Annotated in this window: 12 protein-coding genes, 1 tRNA gene and 2 pseudogenes; 10 read left to right on the top strand and 5 right to left on the bottom strand. The window is 35.9% G+C overall.

Annotation, left to right across the window (positions count from 1 at the left end; genetic code table 11):
- Nucleotides 1-54: 54 nt before the first annotated feature.
- The 7 genes and pseudogenes from ACT4_RS16635 (at nucleotide 55) to ACT4_RS16605 (ending at nucleotide 9,781) form a co-directional block, all read left to right on the top strand.
- The gene (locus ACT4_RS16635) at nucleotides 55-282 is read left to right on the top strand and encodes an AlpA family transcriptional regulator (protein WP_004963746.1); all 228 of its coding nucleotides are present in this window, start codon (nucleotides 55-57) and stop codon (nucleotides 280-282) included.
- Between the two features lie 293 nt (nucleotides 283-575).
- A complete protein-coding gene (locus ACT4_RS17615; protein ID WP_007484247.1) occupies nucleotides 576-752 on the top strand; it encodes a hypothetical protein in 177 nt (58 codons plus the stop codon).
- Nucleotides 753-1,136: 384 nt separating this feature from the next.
- Nucleotides 1,137-7,112 (top strand): calcium-binding protein, encoded by a 5,976-nt coding sequence (locus ACT4_RS16625; protein WP_007484245.1) that lies wholly within the window; start codon nucleotides 1,137-1,139, stop codon nucleotides 7,110-7,112.
- Nucleotides 7,113-7,276: 164 nt separating this feature from the next.
- Nucleotides 7,277-7,591 (top strand): annotated as a pseudogene (locus ACT4_RS17045) (hypothetical protein); the annotation flags it as partial.
- A gap of 88 nt (nucleotides 7,592-7,679) precedes the next feature.
- Entirely contained in the window at nucleotides 7,680-7,910 is a 231-nt protein-coding gene (locus ACT4_RS16615) for an AlpA family transcriptional regulator (RefSeq protein WP_004963736.1), read from the top strand.
- Between the two features lie 150 nt (nucleotides 7,911-8,060).
- On the top strand, nucleotides 8,061-9,266 hold the full coding sequence (locus ACT4_RS16610; RefSeq protein ID WP_004963733.1) for an ATP/GTP-binding protein: 1,206 nt from the start codon (nucleotides 8,061-8,063) through the stop codon (nucleotides 9,264-9,266).
- 11 nt (nucleotides 9,267-9,277) lie between these two features.
- Nucleotides 9,278-9,781, top strand: a complete 504-nt coding sequence (locus ACT4_RS16605; RefSeq protein ID WP_007484243.1) for a hypothetical protein — start codon at nucleotides 9,278-9,280, stop codon at nucleotides 9,779-9,781.
- A gap of 178 nt (nucleotides 9,782-9,959) precedes the next feature.
- Here ACT4_RS16605 and ACT4_RS16600 read toward each other — a convergent pair whose 3' ends face one another.
- The 5 genes and pseudogenes from ACT4_RS16600 to ACT4_RS16580 all read right to left on the bottom strand — a co-directional run bounded on the left by ACT4_RS16600 (nucleotide 9,960) and on the right by ACT4_RS16580 (nucleotide 15,015).
- Nucleotides 9,960-10,691, bottom strand: coding sequence for a hypothetical protein (locus tag ACT4_RS16600; RefSeq protein ID WP_004963727.1), 732 nt, complete (start codon nucleotides 10,689-10,691; stop codon nucleotides 9,960-9,962).
- A 3-nt stretch (nucleotides 10,692-10,694) separates the two neighbouring features.
- Complete coding sequence (locus tag ACT4_RS16595; protein ID WP_004963725.1) at nucleotides 10,695-11,867, bottom strand: AAA family ATPase; 1,173 nt, start codon at nucleotides 11,865-11,867, stop codon at nucleotides 10,695-10,697.
- Between the two features lie 246 nt (nucleotides 11,868-12,113).
- Nucleotides 12,114-13,336: pseudogene (locus ACT4_RS16590) on the bottom strand (tyrosine-type recombinase/integrase).
- A gap of 175 nt (nucleotides 13,337-13,511) precedes the next feature.
- Nucleotides 13,512-13,587: transfer RNA gene (locus ACT4_RS16585), tRNA-Arg, on the bottom strand.
- Between the two features lie 69 nt (nucleotides 13,588-13,656).
- Nucleotides 13,657-15,015, bottom strand: coding sequence for an amino acid permease (locus ACT4_RS16580; RefSeq protein WP_026094034.1), 1,359 nt, complete (start codon nucleotides 15,013-15,015; stop codon nucleotides 13,657-13,659).
- A 370-nt stretch (nucleotides 15,016-15,385) separates the two neighbouring features.
- On the opposite strand from ACT4_RS16580, the gene prpF reads away from it, so the two are divergent.
- From prpF to ACT4_RS16565, 3 genes are all read left to right on the top strand, one after another.
- Nucleotides 15,386-16,573 carry a 2-methylaconitate cis-trans isomerase PrpF gene (prpF, locus tag ACT4_RS16575; RefSeq protein ID WP_007484233.1) on the top strand — a complete coding sequence of 396 codons (1,188 nt, stop codon included), beginning with the start codon at nucleotides 15,386-15,388 and terminating at the stop codon, nucleotides 16,571-16,573.
- Nucleotides 16,574-16,731: 158 nt separating this feature from the next.
- A complete protein-coding gene (locus ACT4_RS16570) occupies nucleotides 16,732-17,643 on the top strand; it encodes a polyprenyl synthetase family protein (protein WP_004877054.1) in 912 nt (303 codons plus the stop codon).
- Between the two features lie 13 nt (nucleotides 17,644-17,656).
- Nucleotides 17,657-17,947, top strand: coding sequence for a DUF3817 domain-containing protein (locus tag ACT4_RS16565; protein ID WP_004877052.1), 291 nt, complete (start codon nucleotides 17,657-17,659; stop codon nucleotides 17,945-17,947).
- Nucleotides 17,948-17,951 lie beyond the last annotated feature (4 nt).

The following is a 17,951-nucleotide window of genomic DNA, read 5'->3' as shown; positions in this document are numbered from 1 at the left end:
TCTCTATTATTTGAGCGAAATTGCGCTCGCATCATTGATTGGGAGAAAAACATCATGAATGCGTTCACAGGTCAAACTTTTCAGATGCATAAACTTATTAGCATTAAACAAGTTGTAGAGTATACAGGTCTTAATCGTTCCACTGTTTATGAAATAATGAATGAAAAATCTCCATACTACGATCCTACTTTTCCAAAGAAAATTAAAATGACACAAAATCGCATTTGTTGGTCAGTGAGGGAAATAAATCAATGGATTGAATCTAAAATGGTACAAAGATAAAGAGAGTTTCGACTCTCTTTTTTTTGTAATTTTAAAGTGATGAGAATCACATTATATATTGAATTTGTTTAATTTGTCAAAATAAATATACTTGTCTGTATAGATTAATAAAAAAATAAAGTAATACTAAAAGATGAAAAACCTACATAAATTTTATATCTCAATTTTTGCTATTTTTTTAGACAGAGAATAAATAGGTAGCATTGTCGAAGATTGAACGAATTTAAAAGTAGAAAATTGAGTAACCTTTAAAAAAAGGGATTTTATTAGTACCTCGTGCCTAGGAGTTTTTAATGGGTAATGATAAGTATGCTTTAGATTTGCTAAAAGAGTTGTCTCCTTTTAAACAAAAATATTTTTTTCTGATATTTGTTCCTTTTATGATATCTATATCAGTCTTTATCCCATACGATGATTACTCTGGAATCAGTATAAAGTCTCAAACTTCATTTTTGGATGAAAAAAGCTAAAATTTTAACAGATACATTTTTATTTATGACAATTTTTATGAGTCTATATATTTTTATAAAGTATAGATTTATAGGGGTTTCTAGAGAGCTTCATAATCGGATGTTAAAAGCAATAAATTTTGTTAGTTTCAAGCAGAAAGAAAAAGAAACAGGAGTATATCTCAAAAATATGTCTTGGTTTCTTTGTTTTATATATTTTTTGCTATTTATAAAAATGTTTTTTACTTCAGCATCAGATTCACCAAAATATTACTGGATATATGGGTCTGGAACTTTTACTACGATTATATATTCGCTTTTTTTTTATGCTGTTTTTCTAAGTTTTACAATATTAATAGTTTGGGCATTTGAGATCAAACATTATCTACATAGGATTAAATAAAAATGACAGATCAGAACAATGATTTTCCAGATGCAGTAGGAAATATAGCTGATGGTTTTGATACAGCAAGGGATACGCTAAGGGCAGCTGTTGGTGCTGCTGAAGTACCAGCATATGCAAAGTTAGGGAATATGACCACAGCATTGCAAGCAGGAAAACATGCAATGGCAGGTGAATATGAAAATGTTGCTCAAGATATTGGTGTCGCTGCACTTCAAACTGCTATGGGTATAGCAGCTGGTGCTGTCGGCGCAACCGCTATTGCTGCTGGATCGCCTGTAATTCTTACTGGATTAGCTGTTGCTGGAGCTGTTTGGTATGCAGGGGAGGGTTGGAATGAAATAATTGATTTAATACAAGAGAATCCCCAATGGCTTGATCCTCTATTTCCTGATCCTAATTCATCAAATCCAAACAATGGAAATCCCCCATCTAGGGATTATCGTATTGAATACTATGATCCTTTAATCCTAGATTTGAATGGGGATGGCGAGATAGGAACAATTGCAGCAAATAAATTTCAAGGAGCTGTTTTTGATGGGGATAATGATGGGATTAAAACAGCTACGGGGTGGGTTTCACCTGAAGATGGTCTTCTAGTTAGAGATATAAACAGTGATGGAACCATAAACTCAGGTGCTGAACTATTTGGCGACAGTACAAAATTAGCGAATGGTACAAATGCCAAAAATGGTTTTGCAGCATTGTCTGATTTAGATAGTAATGGGGATGGAAAAGTTGATAGTAATGACGCAAGTTTTAATGAGTTAAAAATTTGGAAAGACATAAATGGAGATGGTGTCAGTCAAGCTTCAGAGCTTTTTTCTTTAAATGGCGTGGGTATACAGAGTCTAAACGTAAATATTAATGAAATAAAAAATGAGCAAGTAGAAGGTGGTTATTTAGCTGAAACAGGTTCATATACTAAAGCAGATGGCTCCCTTGGGAAAATGGCTGATGTTAATTTCGAAAATCAGGATATCTATAGTAAATTTACTAGCCAAGTTGAGGTTACACAAGATGTCTCTGTTCTCCCTCAATTAAAAGGTTATGGTCGACTGCAAGATCTGCATCAGGTTGCTATGCAATCTACAGAATTTAAAAATTTATTATCACAATATGTTAATGCTACTACAAGATCTCAGCAAAAAGAGTTACTCGACAGCTTAGTTAAATCTTGGGCTAAGTCTGATCCTGCTTATTCAAATGATCCTATTGAAATTATCCGGTTAATAAATGTAGAGTGGTATCAATCATCAAACTCAGAAAATGTAATTTATGTACGGAGAGGTGATCCTGTTCCAACCTATTTAACTACACCACCACCTCCACCAGAAATTGCAGATGCTAATCTTACAGCGAAGGTTAGATTCGTTGATGCATTTTTAGGTAGGGAACCTACAACCCAATTAAATCAATATCTTGCTGATCAAATATCTAGCGTCGAGCAAATTTATGATTTTGTTAAGGAATCTATATTTTCTGACTTGTTGAATCAAACTATTCTAAAGCCTTATTTAGATTCTGTAGATATGTACTTAGGGTTAGAGGAGGATGAAGTCTATTTTGATTTTTCTAACTTAGAACAAATTTTTTCGCAGAAAATTATCTTATCACCTTTAGCCGCTATTGAAGATTTGAAAGATTTATTAGAAATTAATGGAAATTTTTTAGATATTGCTGGTTGGGAGAAAGGTTTTGTTTTGCTCCAGCAGTGGAGAGATGATTTTTCAAATGATCCAGCTTTAAAGTTATTAATCGATCAAGTTTTTGCTGATGTAGATACTCCTTCAACTAATGGAACGAATGGAAATGATTTTAGTGTAATTGGTAATTCAGCAAATACGATCTTCGATGCGGGAAGTGGAGATGATATTGTAATTATTGATACCGATATTGGTATAACTGTTAATGGTGACAGTGGTAATGATATTATAGTTTCGGGAAAAAATAATGACTTTTTAAATGGTGGTGAAGGTAACAATACCTATATTCTATTTAAAGGTGCAGGTAAAGATTTTGTCAATTATGAAAATCTCTCTACTGGTACTGATAAAATTGCGTTTACTGATGTTATTTCTACTGAAGCTACATTCTTTCAACAAGGTCATAATTTAGTAATTAAATATGGAACTGATGAAGTAACCCTGCTAGGGGCATTGGATTCTACTTCAATAAAAAATATTTCTTTTAGGTTCAAGGATCAAGTTTTTTCTTTAACTACAATACTTGAATCTCCCCTTCAAAACATTAGTGATTCTTCAGATGAGTTATATATTAATGGCTGGAGAGGTGTAGATCTACTTACAGGTAATGATTTAGGAAACCAAATTTATGGTTTTGATGGGAATGATACATTAATTGGGAAAAAAGGTAGTGATCGACTGTATGGAGGCAGTGGCAACGATACATATCACTTTGAGTTAGGTGATGGTATTGATGAGATTCATGAACTTGACTATTCTTTAGAAGAAAATAAAGTAGTTTTTCAAAATATATATACTTCAGATATTTCCAATATTACTTTCCAAGATAGTGATCTCATTATTCAATATGGCTTAACTGACACAATTGTATTAAAAAACTATATTCTGAACTCTCAAAATTCAGCTTTAAAGATACAGTTTGCTGATCAAGCGATATGGAACAATAGTGATCTGATGTCTAGAGTTACCTTTGAAGGTAGTGATAACAGTGAGGTTATTGTTGGTACATTAAATAATCGACTAAATATTATTAATGCTTACGATGGAAATGATGAAGTTCGTGGAAATCTAGTCGCACAAAATTTAATTGATGGCGGCTTAGGGGATGATCGACTTCATGGTGGGAACGAAATAGATCATATACAAGGCGGGTTTGGCGATGATTTTATATTTGGTTTAGCAGGTAATGATGAAATACATGGTGGTGAAGGCGACGATACTTTATTTGGTGGTGCGGGTGATGACCTAATTATTGGTGGCAATGGTAGAGACTGGCTTCAAGGTGATGAGGGAGCCAATATATTGATCGGTGGATTAGGGGATGACTCTTATGATGTTAATGGAACCGACACAATCATTGAAAATGAAGATGAGGGTTATGATGCTATTTTCATCGAGAATAATTTTGATCTTGAGGGGACTAATCTTGAGGAAATTCATTTAAAAGGAAGTGGAGACTTTAATGCTATCGGTGATGCTAAAGAAAATGGGCTTTATGGAAATTCTGGAAATAACTATCTAGATGGCAAAGGTGGTGCCGATATCATGAGTGGTGGCGCTGGTGACGACTATTATGTTGTGAACCAGTACGACAAGCTCATAACAAATTCTGATGGAACTACGACTTTAATTCGAGGTGATCAAGTTGTAGAAGGTATTTTAAACCCTGCTGGCTATGTTTTTGGTGATAGTGGTGGCATAGATACTATTGAGCAATGGGATGATAAAAGATTTTATTCGCAAGATTCAAATGGAAACTGGTTCGATACAGGGAATTACCATAACCTACAATCTAATGTAGAAAATGTAATCTTAAAAGGTGATGCCAAAGTAGCTTTTGGTAACGAGTTAGATAATATCATTACAGGAAATGAGCAAGATAATTTTATTAACGGTCTTGCTGGAGATGATACTTATATCTACAAAAAGGGCGGAGGAACGGATACTTTTAGTTTTGAGGATGAGTTATCTGCTGTAAATATTTTGAAAATTGAGGGTCATGAGGCTAATAGCTTATATGCTCAAAAATTCGGTGAAAGTGTTCTAATTGGATTTAGAAATAGTACTGATAAAATATGGTTGTCAAATTATAACTTAGCTGATTATCAAGATAGTGAAAATACTACATTTAGCAATAAATTTGATCAAATCGTATTTGATTCAGGGGAGATATGGACAACAAGTGAAATTGACTCACTTCTACTTCGAGCTGAGAATAACCAAGCACCTGTTATTCAACAGTATCCTTCAACTCTAAATGTAAAAATTGAAGAAGTCCTCCAGTATACTTTTAGTAATATTATTACCGATCCAGATGCGGATGACCAACTCAGCTTTAAACTGACTCTACAAACTCAAGATGCCAGTGGTGACTATCAAGATATTCCTGAATGGATCATCTTTGACCCACTGACTTTAACTATTACTGTCAGTCCACCTGAAGGAGTTGATGTTGGGCAATTAAATTTCTATTTGTGGGGGACTGACCTCTATGGGGTAGGTACAGGGGTCGGCGTGAATATAAATATTCAGCCATCTGCAAATACACCTATTCCTGGGGCAATTTATGACACATTGGGAAATGATTCATTGATTGGTGGTGATGAGGATAATATTTTCTTCTACACAGGGGGGAAAGATGTTCTACAAGAAGTTGGTGGTATAGACGTATTACGTTTTAGTAATGGAATTACCTTCAATCAGGTTGGATCTGGGCTAATGAAATCTGGGAATGATCTCATCTTGAAAGTAAATGGCAGCTCAGCTAATCAAGTTACATTGAAAAACTACTTTCTTGCGGGTAACAATTTAGTTGAAACGATTGACTTTGAAACAGGTGGCCAACTGACAGCGGAACAAATTTTTGGTGCATTTGGCTTAACCATTCCAACAACTGGTGGTGGTACTCAACCAGCTAATCCTGTCGGGGATACTATTTATAGTTATACAGCCGGAGAATTGACGATCAATGAACAATCTGGCACTGACAAAGTCATCTTTAAAAATGGGATTACTTTTAGTCAAGTTGGAAATTATCTGAGTAAATCGGGTGATGATTTAGTTCTTAAGATCAATGGTAGTAATACTAATAAAGTCACAGTAAAGAACTTCTTTCTCGCAGGAAATTCTTTAGTTGAGAACTTTGAGTTTGAGACGGGTGGAGCGCTTACTGCACAGCAAATCTTTGATGCATTTGGTCTCACTCTTCCATCTACTGGTGGTTCAGGTAATCAAGGATCAAGTGAAGTTGTTGGAGATACGACTTATAATTACACTTCTGGTGCGTTAACTATCACAGAACAATCAGGCAATGATAAAGTCATCTTTAAAAATGGTATTACTTTTAATCAGGTGGGAAGTTATTTGACTAAATCAGGTGATGACCTGATTTTGAAAGTGAACGGTAGTAACACCAATAAAGTCACAGTAAAAAATTTCTTCTTGGCTGGTGAGTATTTGGTTGAGACATTCCAGTTTGAGACTGGAGGACAAATTACTGCTGAGCAGATTTTTGGGGCATTTGGAATCACCATGCCACAGCAAAGTGCGCCAGCAAACATTCCACCTGAAAATATAGATTCAGATGCCTTTAACACGATCTATAACTATAGTTCAGGTGTGATGGTCATTGATGAAAAGCTGGGTACAGATCAGGCGCTTTTTGGCAATGATATTGCCTTTAGTCAGGTGGGTAACTATTTAACTAAATCAGGCGATGACCTGATCCTTAAGGTGAATGGTAGTAATAGTGACAAGATTACGGTAAAAGACTTCTTCCTTGGTGGTGCGCATGAGGTCGAATCTTTTAATTTCGAAACAGGGGGCAGTATTTCCTCACAGCAGATTTATCAGGTGTTTGGTGTGGACCGTCCTGTTAATGCTGAGGACGAAGTCACCAGTATTGTAATGGGTGATTCAGGTAACAATATTCTGAGCAGTGATGCAGCTGTGAGTGAATTATTTGTCCTAAATGAGGGCAATGATATTCTTGAATTGTTGCTCAATGCTTCAGGTGAAACTCCTGTCGACTTTGTGACTGATTTTGATATGACAGAAGATCAAATTGATTTGTCTCAAATATTAGATAATCATGCAAACAGCTCTAATCTTTCCGATTATATCGAGATTATTTATGATGCTAATGCAAAAACTAATACATTGAGTGCTCGTAATCAGCCAACCGAACTTTCGAAAGATCTTCTAATTTTTACTAACCAAGCTGACTCATTGTCTATAGCAGATTTAACAATGAATCAGTCCATCATCTATTAATATTTAAGTGTCGTAGGGTAGTTAGCTACCCTACAACTTTTATTTCCTATAATAATTATGAACTAAATTTAATAAGCTAAACTTATTCATATTACTTTTGGTGGTTTAATCTTATACCAACTATTTATTGCGATTTTTCTTACTGAGGCGTAATTATCAACTAAAGCTACCGTATCCCAATCTAGTATGTGCACTTAACTTTACGTGATGGTGTGAATTTGCAGGAATCAATTACTTCAGCCAAGCTGATGGATGAATAGAGTAAGGCAGCAGGGTTTTATCAGGAGGCTTTATATCATGTAGCACGGCAGAGTTACAGTAATGCCAGCTTTGAAGTGGGAAGTGAAGAGGGTCTGGATATTGTTGAGGAGTTTTACACGGATGAATCTAAATCAGAACAGCATCAGCAGTCCCATGATTTGACTCATGTTCAGGATATTCAGAAAGGGTTGCAGCAGTCAGTTCAGGCTTTGAATTGATTGGGTGGAAGCAGGACGTTTTTTCTTACAGCGAGCTCTATTATTTGAGCGAAATTGCGCTCGCATCATTGATTGGGAGAAAAACATCATGAATGCGTTCACAGGTCAAACTTTTCAGATGAATCAATTGCTTAAAATCTCACAAGTTTGTGAAATTACGGGGTTAAGTCGACCAACTATATATTTAATGATGAATCAGAAATCGCCACGCTATGATGTGACTTTTCCTAAACCGATAAAGTTATCTGTCAATCGTGTCGCTTGGTCAGCTTTAGAAATCAATCAATGGATTGAGACTAAGTTAGCTAGTCGAAAATAAGTGGGAGGCGAGAGCCTCCTTATTTTTTTGATAAAAAATGTGTTGTATTTGGGTGATAAATTGATTGCAGTAGTTAATTGAGCTAGGAAAGTATACTCTATGTGCTATATTGTAAAGAACTTAACAAAATTTTGTTGAATAGGCGTTTCTATGCTGCTCTATATTCGTTTTAATAATTTCTTCTCCTTTGCAGGAGAGGGAGAGTGGTCTTTTAAAGTTGGCAAACAGCCAGCTGAGTCTTTATATGATATTAATTTGAAAACTACCTATGATAAGTTTCGGTTAAATAAAGTAACTGGGGTTTTGGGAGCAAATGGCTCTGGTAAGACTCAGTTTTTAAAAGTTTTACCTTTTTTAAGTTGGTTTATTGCACGTTCTGCGAAACGACTAGAATCTAATGATGCTATTTTATTTTCTCCATTCAAAGGTACTGAAGAAAAGATATCAAATTTTGAAGTTGGATTTTTATTAAAAAACGAGGATGATTTATATGACGAGTATCGTTACGAGTTAAGTGTTACAACAAAGAAAGTTTATCGGGAAGCTTTGTATCAGAAAACTAGTCGTAGTTTTAGTTATATTTTTGAGAGAATAAATGATGAAGAAATTGTAAGTTATAAACACCGTCATTTCCTTTCACCCTCATTAGCTGATGATGCTAATACAAATGTTTCTTTGATTGCTTATGCTAACTTGTTAGACAGTCCGGTAGCTAAAAAAGTTGTTCATTTCTTTAGCAGTTTTGCTTTTAATGTTCATCCAACGGGACGAGAGGAACACTCTAGCGAGGCTTTAATTGAAGCTGCTGAGTTGTTTAATGATAATGAAATTCTTAAAAATCAAGTAGAAAATTTACTGTGTAAGTTCGATATTGGAATTTCAAAGTTAAAATTTGAGCAGGTTGTTTCATTTGATTTAGATCAACAAGCTAAAGAAGTTTTAATGCCAGTAGCAATACATCAATATGGCAATGAAGAATTAAAATTCTGGTTCATTAATGAATCTAATGGCACTCGCTCTGCTTTTATTTTGTTAAGTATAATTTTGCCAATTTTACAGAAAGGTGGTTTAGCAATTATTGATGAAATTGATAACGACTTGCATCCACATCTTTTACCTCATTTAATTGATTTATTTAAATTTGAACAAACAAATCCTTATCAAGCACAACTTATTTTTAGCTGTCACACACCTGAGGTATTTAACATACTTCAGAAGCATCAAATTTATCTTGTGCAGAAAGAAAATCAAGAATCAGAAGCTTGGCGTTTAGATGATGTAGTTGGTGTCAGGGCAGATGATAATTTATATGCGAAGTACATGGCTGGCGCATTTGATGCTGTTCCAAATGTGTGAGGTTATGCATTATGGCTAGAACTCGTCACATTAAAAAAACAACACTCATCATTGTTGCAGAGGGAGCGCACGATAAAGCCTTTTTAGATCACATGAAAAGTCTTTATGACCATCGGGATTCTGGTCAAAAAGTTACGATTAATTCAGCAGATGGTGGTTCACCTCACGATGTAATTAAGACAGCAATTAAAAAGACCAGTCATGCTGCCTATGATAAAAAATACATTTTTATGGATAGTGACGTTGCTATAAAGCAGCAAGATATTAGTTTAGCTAAGAGAAATAATATTATTATTTTACTATCTGAGCCTTTATGTTTAGAGGGTATGCTGCTAGATATTTTAAGGCAAAGAATTCCTGAAACTTCTGAATTATGCAAAAAGTCTTTACACCCTCAATTAGCAGGTCAACCAACAGAAGCAAAGAGCTATATGATACTTTTTCCTAAGTCTGTACTTGATCTTACGAAAAAACAAGCAGTTGTTGATTTGCGAAAGTTGCTTACCTCAATTTAGCCTGATAGATACATTGAAAAATGCTGACTGTCAGACTAGGATTGAACTAGTACATGAACCTAATAGAATGCAAAATTTGTTTTCTAAGTCATCGTTTAAGCTGTTAATAACAATCTGTGGTGTAGTGATATAATAGTTATACCGCCTAGATCATAAAAGCCCCATTCCGGACTTTAGTTTATGTGCGACAATCTAGGATAAGGTTTAATGAGCTAGTGTGCAATAACTCTAAATGATCATCCCACAGGTTATGGTTTTTTAGTAACGCAATAATCTTTGTATATTCAACCGATTGATGCAATGCTGTAGATGCAAATCCCGAAAATGCACGATCAGATTGGCAAGAAGTTAATAAATTTGCAAGTTTATTCCTTTCTCGTCTATTTAAAGTAGTTTTTCTCTCCATATCATAATAGATACTTTCAACCTGATTGATAACATAGTTCCAAGTCTCAAATCGGAGGCGCAATAAACGATCATCATTAAGATTTAATACATCCCTCGTTGACTCTCCAAGTTGTGTCTTAAAATAAATCCTACATACAGCTTGAGTTAAATGTTCTTTGGGATCGGTATCAAAAGGATTAATAATTGGTTCAGTAACTACATCATGAGTTCCTTTCGTAGTATTGCAACGCTTACAAGATGGTAAAAGGTTTTCCCAATCAACTACATGCTCTGGGTATGTATCCTTATCTTTAAAATGCTCAATTTCCATGTATGCTGTACCAGTTTGTAATTGTGCTTCACAAAATGCACATTTAGATGAACTAGATAAAAGCAGGGCACTATGGATGTCAGTATGTTTCCAAACAGTATCTTTTTTGTTTATCTTAAATCGTTCAGTTAGTTCAGCTACTTTTTCATTACTTAAGTATTCAGGCTTCTCTTTTCTTTCCAGCTTAATCATGGATTATTCCCCAAGACTGTCAAGCTGCATTTGGAAAACAGGACGTAATGGATAATCAGGATGTAACATCTTATTCAATTCATTATATGCATTTTGTGCTTCAACTTTATTCATCTCATCCAAAGCATCTTCAAATCTTTTTTTAATCTCATTATATTTCTGTGTTCGAAGATCTGGCATTCCCATTATATCTTCTAGAATTTCCTCAATAGTCCAACCTTGATAGCCATATTCAGATGTTGGCAATTCGCGTTTTGACACGCCAGTTTCATTGCGCTCCAAGGCGATAACTTCACCACGTAAAGCAGTTTGTACAACATGTGGGCTATGTGTGGAAATAAAAAATTGCGCTCTTGGAAAAACTTCTTTTAAAACAGAACAAATTCTACCTTGCCATTCTGGATGAAGATGTAATTCAATTTCATCAACTAAAATAATTCCATCAAATTCATGTGCTAGCATATATGGTGATTTAAATCGCAACTCAATTTCTTTTATTATTCCAAATACAATCGATATTGTAGATTTAAAACCCGATGATAAATACTCATAATAGATCTCTCCACTCGGAGTATTTAACATGATTTCATTATCATTTGCATCAACCCTACTAAAATTAAAAGCTGGATTTAGAATAGAAAAACATCTTTTTGCAAGTGCAAAATTTTCTAATTGCTCTTTTTTTAATGCTTCTGGATGAGCTGAGTATAAATGCCTATGTAAAAACCAACTTTTAATATCTCTATAATCAATTCCATTAATTGATTGATGGGAAGCATGATCTTCTTGTTTAGTCTGATCTTTAGTTATAGCATCTAACTTTTGATAAGAAAATGTACGATCAACCTTTAAGGATATTAATTTAAAGGATAAATGTCCTAATCCATTCATAGGACTCCCTTGATCTGGTCTGGATTGATTAAAAAGTAATATAGGGTTAAGTTTATTCCCTCTATCATCGGTTACATTCCCATTAATTGTAGCCCTATTCGAATTAATGTTTTTTTTGAGAATATGTGAATATTGATTTGTAAAAATATGTCCAATACTATCCAATAAGGTTGTCTTGCCTACACCATTTTCACCACAAATAATGTTCATCTGTGTATTCAAAAATTCCAAATTTAGATGGGGTATTCCACCTACATCTGTTAGTTCGATGGAGTTAATTTTCATAATTTATCTACCGAAATTTTTTAGCTATCTTATCAATTAATAAGGGAAAAACTACTAGAAAGTAATTTTTCTTTTTTCTAAATTATCTACGCTGTGATGAATATTATCTCTAGTCTAGTTGAAGCATTTACTTACCTTGTTGTAGTGAAGTATAGTTTATCAAATTTCTTTAATAGATTGATGGTTAAGTAATTTTAATCTTATGGATGTTAGTTTAACTTAATACGAAAGTAGATGGATACTTCTTTAAAGAGTTGAATGAAGCAGTTTAATATTTTCACAATAATCCGCCCAAGCTTGCATCATTTCAGTACGTTTGTCTAAGTGCTTAGTACGATTGTAAGCTGTTCCATGCATATCTCTGACTTTATGAGCTAGTTGTTGCTCAATCCATTCAACAGGGTATTCAAGTACTTCTTCTAAAATAGTTCTAGCAGAAGCTCGAAAACCGTGCCCACATGCTTCCTCTGATGTATAGCCTAAGCGACGTAAAGCCTGATTAACTGTATTTTCAGACATCGGGCGTTGCCATGTGGTAAGAGAGGGGAAAACGTATTCGCTGTTTGCCTGAGTTATTTTGGCAAGCTCTTTCAGCATTTGAACGACTTGAGTCGATAATGGAACGATATGTGATACACCTGTTTTTTCTTGGTTTTAGGTGGCGTGTATTCCCAACGACCTTTTCCTAAGTCAATATCAGCCCATTTCGCATGGCGTAATTCGCCTGGGCGAACAAAGACTAGAGGAGCAATACGCAAAGCATATTGCGTGATAACTGAACCATCATAATGATCTAGATCATTTAGAAGTTTAGCAAACTCATCTGGATCTATGATTGCTGCCATATGTTTAGTCTCAGGTGTAGTTAAAACCCCTCTTAAATCTTGTGTTACATCGCGTTCACATAAGCCTAATGAGACAGCGTAACGGAAAATTTGACCACATTTAGTTTTTACCTTCTTTGCTGTTTCATGTTTGCCTTCTTTTTCGTAAATACGACAAATATTTAAAATATCCATTGGCTTTAGTTCATGGATAGGAATCCTGCCAATATGTTTGAAAATCACTTCAAATAAACGTTGTTGTCCTTTAACTGTAGCTTCAGCAAAATTCTGCTTTGTTGCCCATTCTAGAGCTACAATTGAGAATATATTCTTATTTGCATTTAGAATCTCATTCTCAATTCTTAATTTCTCTACTTGAGGATCAATGTTCTGAGCAAGTAATGTACGAGCGTCATCACGTCGTTGCCTTGCTTCTGCCAAACCAATGATAGGGTAATTACCGAAGCTTATAGAGTTACGTTTCTTTGTATAAGGACGAGCATAGTCAAAACGCCAGAATTTTTCTCCATTCTTGGTAATCATTAAAAATAAGCCTTTTCCATCAGATAGCTTTTGTATGTTTTCAGGATCAGCTTTGGTCTTTTTTATTTTGGTATCTGTAAGTGGTACAACAACTTTTGGCATTTTTGCGGTATTAGTTTATACGGTAAAACGAGTTTACCGTATAAATTACCGTAAAGAAACATGGATTTTGGTAGATCAATAGAGACAGTTATTAACTTTTATATTAATTAAAATATTGATTTATATTAATTTATTGTATTGTATATCTATGTAGATACTGAATTAGACCATAAAATGGTGCGCTCAGCGGGACTCGAACCCACGTCGGTCGCTTAGGAGGCAACTGCTCTATCCAGTTAAGCTATGAGCGCATAATTTAATGATTATAAACAAAAAAGTGACTGCCTTAGCAATCACTTTTTAATAAATCGATCAATTATTTAGTCAGTTTTCTTTTTATTTAAAACATTAAATAAAATAAACATGAGTACGATCCAGATCGGAATCATCAGTACAGATTCTTTAAAACCTTGCTGCCACATGATGTATAGAACAACTGCAATAAATGCTAAAACTAAATAGTTGCTCAACGGAGACCATAATGCAGGGAAACTGGTTTTTAAACCTTTCTCTTTCGTCATTGCTTTGAATTTTAAGTGCGTTAAGCTGATCATTGCCCAGTTCAGAACTAAAGCACCTACCACGATATACATTAAATGACCAAGAGCATCTTCTGGAACAAAGTAGTTCAACAACACACAACCAAAGATCAATAATGCAGAAAGCAAGACAGCTGGTACAGGAACACCTTGTTTATTTACTTTCGCAAAAACTTTCGGTGCATTGCCTTGTTCAGCCAAACCAAACAGCATACGGCTATTAGCATACATACCACTGTTATAAACCGAGAGTGCAGCTGTTAGAATAATAAAGTTAAGTAAATGCGCAGCCCAACCAATCCCCATTTGACTGAAGATCATCACGAATGGGCTCTTGTCTAAACCACCTAAATCAAGCTGATTCCAAGGCACAAGCGATAATAAAATTGCGAGTGAACCGACATAGAAAATTAAAATACGAACAACAACTTGGTTAATCGCTTTTGGAATTGTTTTCTTTGGATCATTCGCTTCAGCTGCTGCCATACCAATTAGCTCAATACCACCAAAGGCGAACATGAGGAAGGCAAGCATATAGAATAGCCCATCAAAGCCATTCGGGAAGAAACCGCCGTGTGACCATAAGTTGCTAAATGACGCTGTTGAGTTTGCATCTGCGGTAAACAATAAATACAAACCAAAAAGAATCATAGCAACGACAGCCGTGACTTTAATGATTGCTAACCAAAACTCAGATTCACCGTAGAATTTCACATTGGTGAGGTTGATCGCAGTAATGATGACAAAGAAGAATAATACTGACTGCCAAGCTGCAATATGAGGCCACCAGTAGTTGATATATTTCGCTACCGCCGTGAGCTCACTCATGGCAACGAGAATATATAAAACCCAATAATTCCAACCTGATAAGAAACCAGGAAATTTACCCCAATATTGATAGGCGAAATGGCTAAATGAACCTGCTACAGGTTCTTCAACGATCATTTCACCAAGTTGACGCATGATTAGAAAAGCAATCAAGCCTCCAATCGCATAACCCAAAATAATAGATGGTCCAGCAGACTGGATGACTTGCGCAGAACCTAAAAATAAGCCCGTACCAATAGCCCCACCCATCGCGATGAGTTGGATATGGCGGTTTTTTAGTCCACGCTGAAGTTTAGAAGAATCGTTGTTCAAAGGACTGAGCTCGACGAGGAATAAGTGGATTATTCTAATAGATTGAAAGATTTTCGCCTAGTAAAAGTACAGATGAGCTATGACTGGAAAGTTGTTTTTAAAATTCATTTAAAATCTTATATTTGAGTGAATAGTAAACTAAGATTTGTATTTTATTTATACACTTAAATGAGGGCTTTGTTTAATTAACCTTGTTTAGTGGTTTAAACGCCATTGTTAAATTTACAGAATAGACTCAATATCAAAGACATATTTTGTTCACGATCGATGATCTAAAATCAATTGGTCGTATGGCATTTTCGATTGCTGTGCAGTAATTTAGAATCAAAATTTATTTGCACCAAGTACATGATAAAAGGATGAAATTGACATGAGCTCAGTACCGCAAATTAAAGTCCCTGCAACCTATATGCGTGGTGGCACAAGTAAAGGTGTATTTTTCAAATTAGATGATTTACCTGAAGCGGCACAAGTAGCAGGCAAAGCTCGTGATCAACTTTTACTTCGTGTGATTGGCAGTCCTGATCCTTATGGTAAACAAATTGATGGAATGGGCGGTGCAACCTCTAGTACCAGTAAGACGGTGATTTTGGCGAAAAGCACGCAGCCAGAACATGATGTTGACTATCTTTTTGGACAAGTTTCAATTGATCAGCCATTTGTCGATTGGAGTGGAAACTGCGGTAATTTAACTGCTGCAGTGGGTTCATTTGCGATTTCTAATGGTTTAGTTGATGCTGATCGTATTCCTGAAAATGGCATTTGTACGGTGCGTATTTGGCAGAAGAATATTCAAAAAACCATTATCGCGCATGTACCAATAACCAATGGGCAAGTACAAGAAACAGGTGATTTTGAGCTTGACGGTGTGACATTCCCAGCAGCAGAAGTTCAAATTGAGTTTTTAGATCCAGCAGATGATGGCGAAGAGGGTGGCGATATGTTCCCTACCGGTAATGTCGTCGATCAGCTTGAAGTGCCAGAGGTTGGTTCATTCCAAGCCACCTTTATCAATGCAGGCATTCCAACGATTTTCTTGAATGCGGAAGATATTGGTTATCAAGGTACAGAATTACAAGATCATATCAATGGTGATTCAGTGGCATTAGCGCGTTTTGAAAAAATTCGTGCTTATGGCGCAGTGCAAATGGGCTTGATTAAAGATATTTCTGAAGCAGCAGCACGTCAACATACACCTAAAATTGCATTTGTTTCAAAACCAAAATCATATACATCTTCAAGTGGAAAAGCTGTTGACGCTACAGATGTTGATTTACTGGTTCGTGCGCTTTCAATGGGTAAATTACACCATGCTATGATGGGCACAGCTGCGGTTGCAATTGGAACGGCAGCAGCGATTCCAGGAACTCTCGTTAATTTGGCTGCTGGTGGTGGCGAACGCGAAGCTGTTCGTTTTGGTCATCCATCTGGAACATTACGTGTAGGCGCTCAGGCTGACTTGATTGATGGCAAATGGTCAGTCAAAAAAGCCATTATGAGCCGTAGTGCGCGGGTATTGATGGAAGGTTGGGTACGCGTACCAGGTGATACGTTCTAATCAAGATTTATAGTCAATAAAGCCTCCTTTTTAGGAGGTTTTATTATTTTGAATGGATTAAAAATACAAACACAATCTAGTGAGATAAATAGTGTTATGATGTCGCCACTTTGGCAAGTTCTGTCATTTATTCTTCCATTTAAATTCCAGAGGCAATCGTGTCATCTATTTCTCAAGTTAATGCGGATGTTTTAAAACAAGCTCAACAACGTATTCAACAAGATTTATTGACAGCATTGGCTGCATTTTCGATTCCAGAACCCTTAAAAGCCGCAGTACACCACGCGGTAATGTTAGGTGGAAAGCGAATCCGTCCAGCACTATGTTATGCCGCAGCTGCATTAAAACCAAATCCTCATTTTGCTGCTGCTCGACGTGCTGCGGTTGCAGTTGAATTGATTCATTGTTATTCACTGGCACATGATGATTTGCCTTGTATGGATAATGACTTGCTGCGTCGTGGTCAGCCGACTTGTCACGTTGCTTTTGGCGAAGATACCGCTTTATTGGCGGGTGATATTCTGCAATCCATGGCGTTTGAGATTCTAGGTAGCCGTTTATTCGATGAACAAGGGCAGGGCACTGATCCTGCAATTGTACTAAAGCAGATGCAAATTTTAGCGACAGCCAGTTCAAAAATGGTTTGTGGACAGGTTTTGGATTTACAAGCTGAAGGCAAACAGGTCGATCAAGCCGAACTTGAAAATATCCATCGCAATAAAACAGGTGCATTAATCCAAGCGGCAATTATGATGGGTGCAGTCACGGTTTTCGCTGGAACTGATCAAGCAATTCCAAAGCTACGCCAGTTTGGGCAAAGTATTGGCTTAGCGTTCCAAGTTCAAGATGACATTTTAGATATTACGGCAAGCACCGAAACACTTGGAAAAACTGCGGGTAAAGATGAGCAGGTGCAAAAATCCACCTATCCTGCGTTGATGGGATTAGCGCAAGCACAAGCCTATGCGCAAACATTACATGATCAAGCCTTTGAAGCTTTGGCATTCTTTGGTGAAGACGCAAAAGATCTCACTGCAATCTCTCAATTTTTATTGGCACGTCAAAGTTAATTTAAGGCATGTTATGAATATTCAATCTTTACGTATTGTTGGCACACTTGAAGGTATTTCATTTTTACTTTTACTCGGCATCGCAATGCCAATTAAATATATTTGGGGAAATCCAATTTTTGTAAAATATATTGGTATGGGGCACGGTGTCTTATTTCTGTTATTCCTCGTGATGTTATTTGTGGTATGTCATCGCATGAAATGGTCTTTATCAGTCTTTAATATGGGGTTGATTGCGGCTGTATTACCATTTGGCCCATTTGTATTTGATCGTAAGATTAAGCAGCTTGCTGATCAGAATTAAATTA

Origin of the sequence: Acinetobacter sp. NBRC 100985, from assembly GCF_000241225.1 — a bacterium.
GTDB lineage: Bacteria > Pseudomonadota > Gammaproteobacteria > Pseudomonadales > Moraxellaceae > Acinetobacter > Acinetobacter venetianus.
Note: the sequence above shows the minus strand (reverse complement) of the source record. Positions and strands in the feature narration are given on the sequence as shown.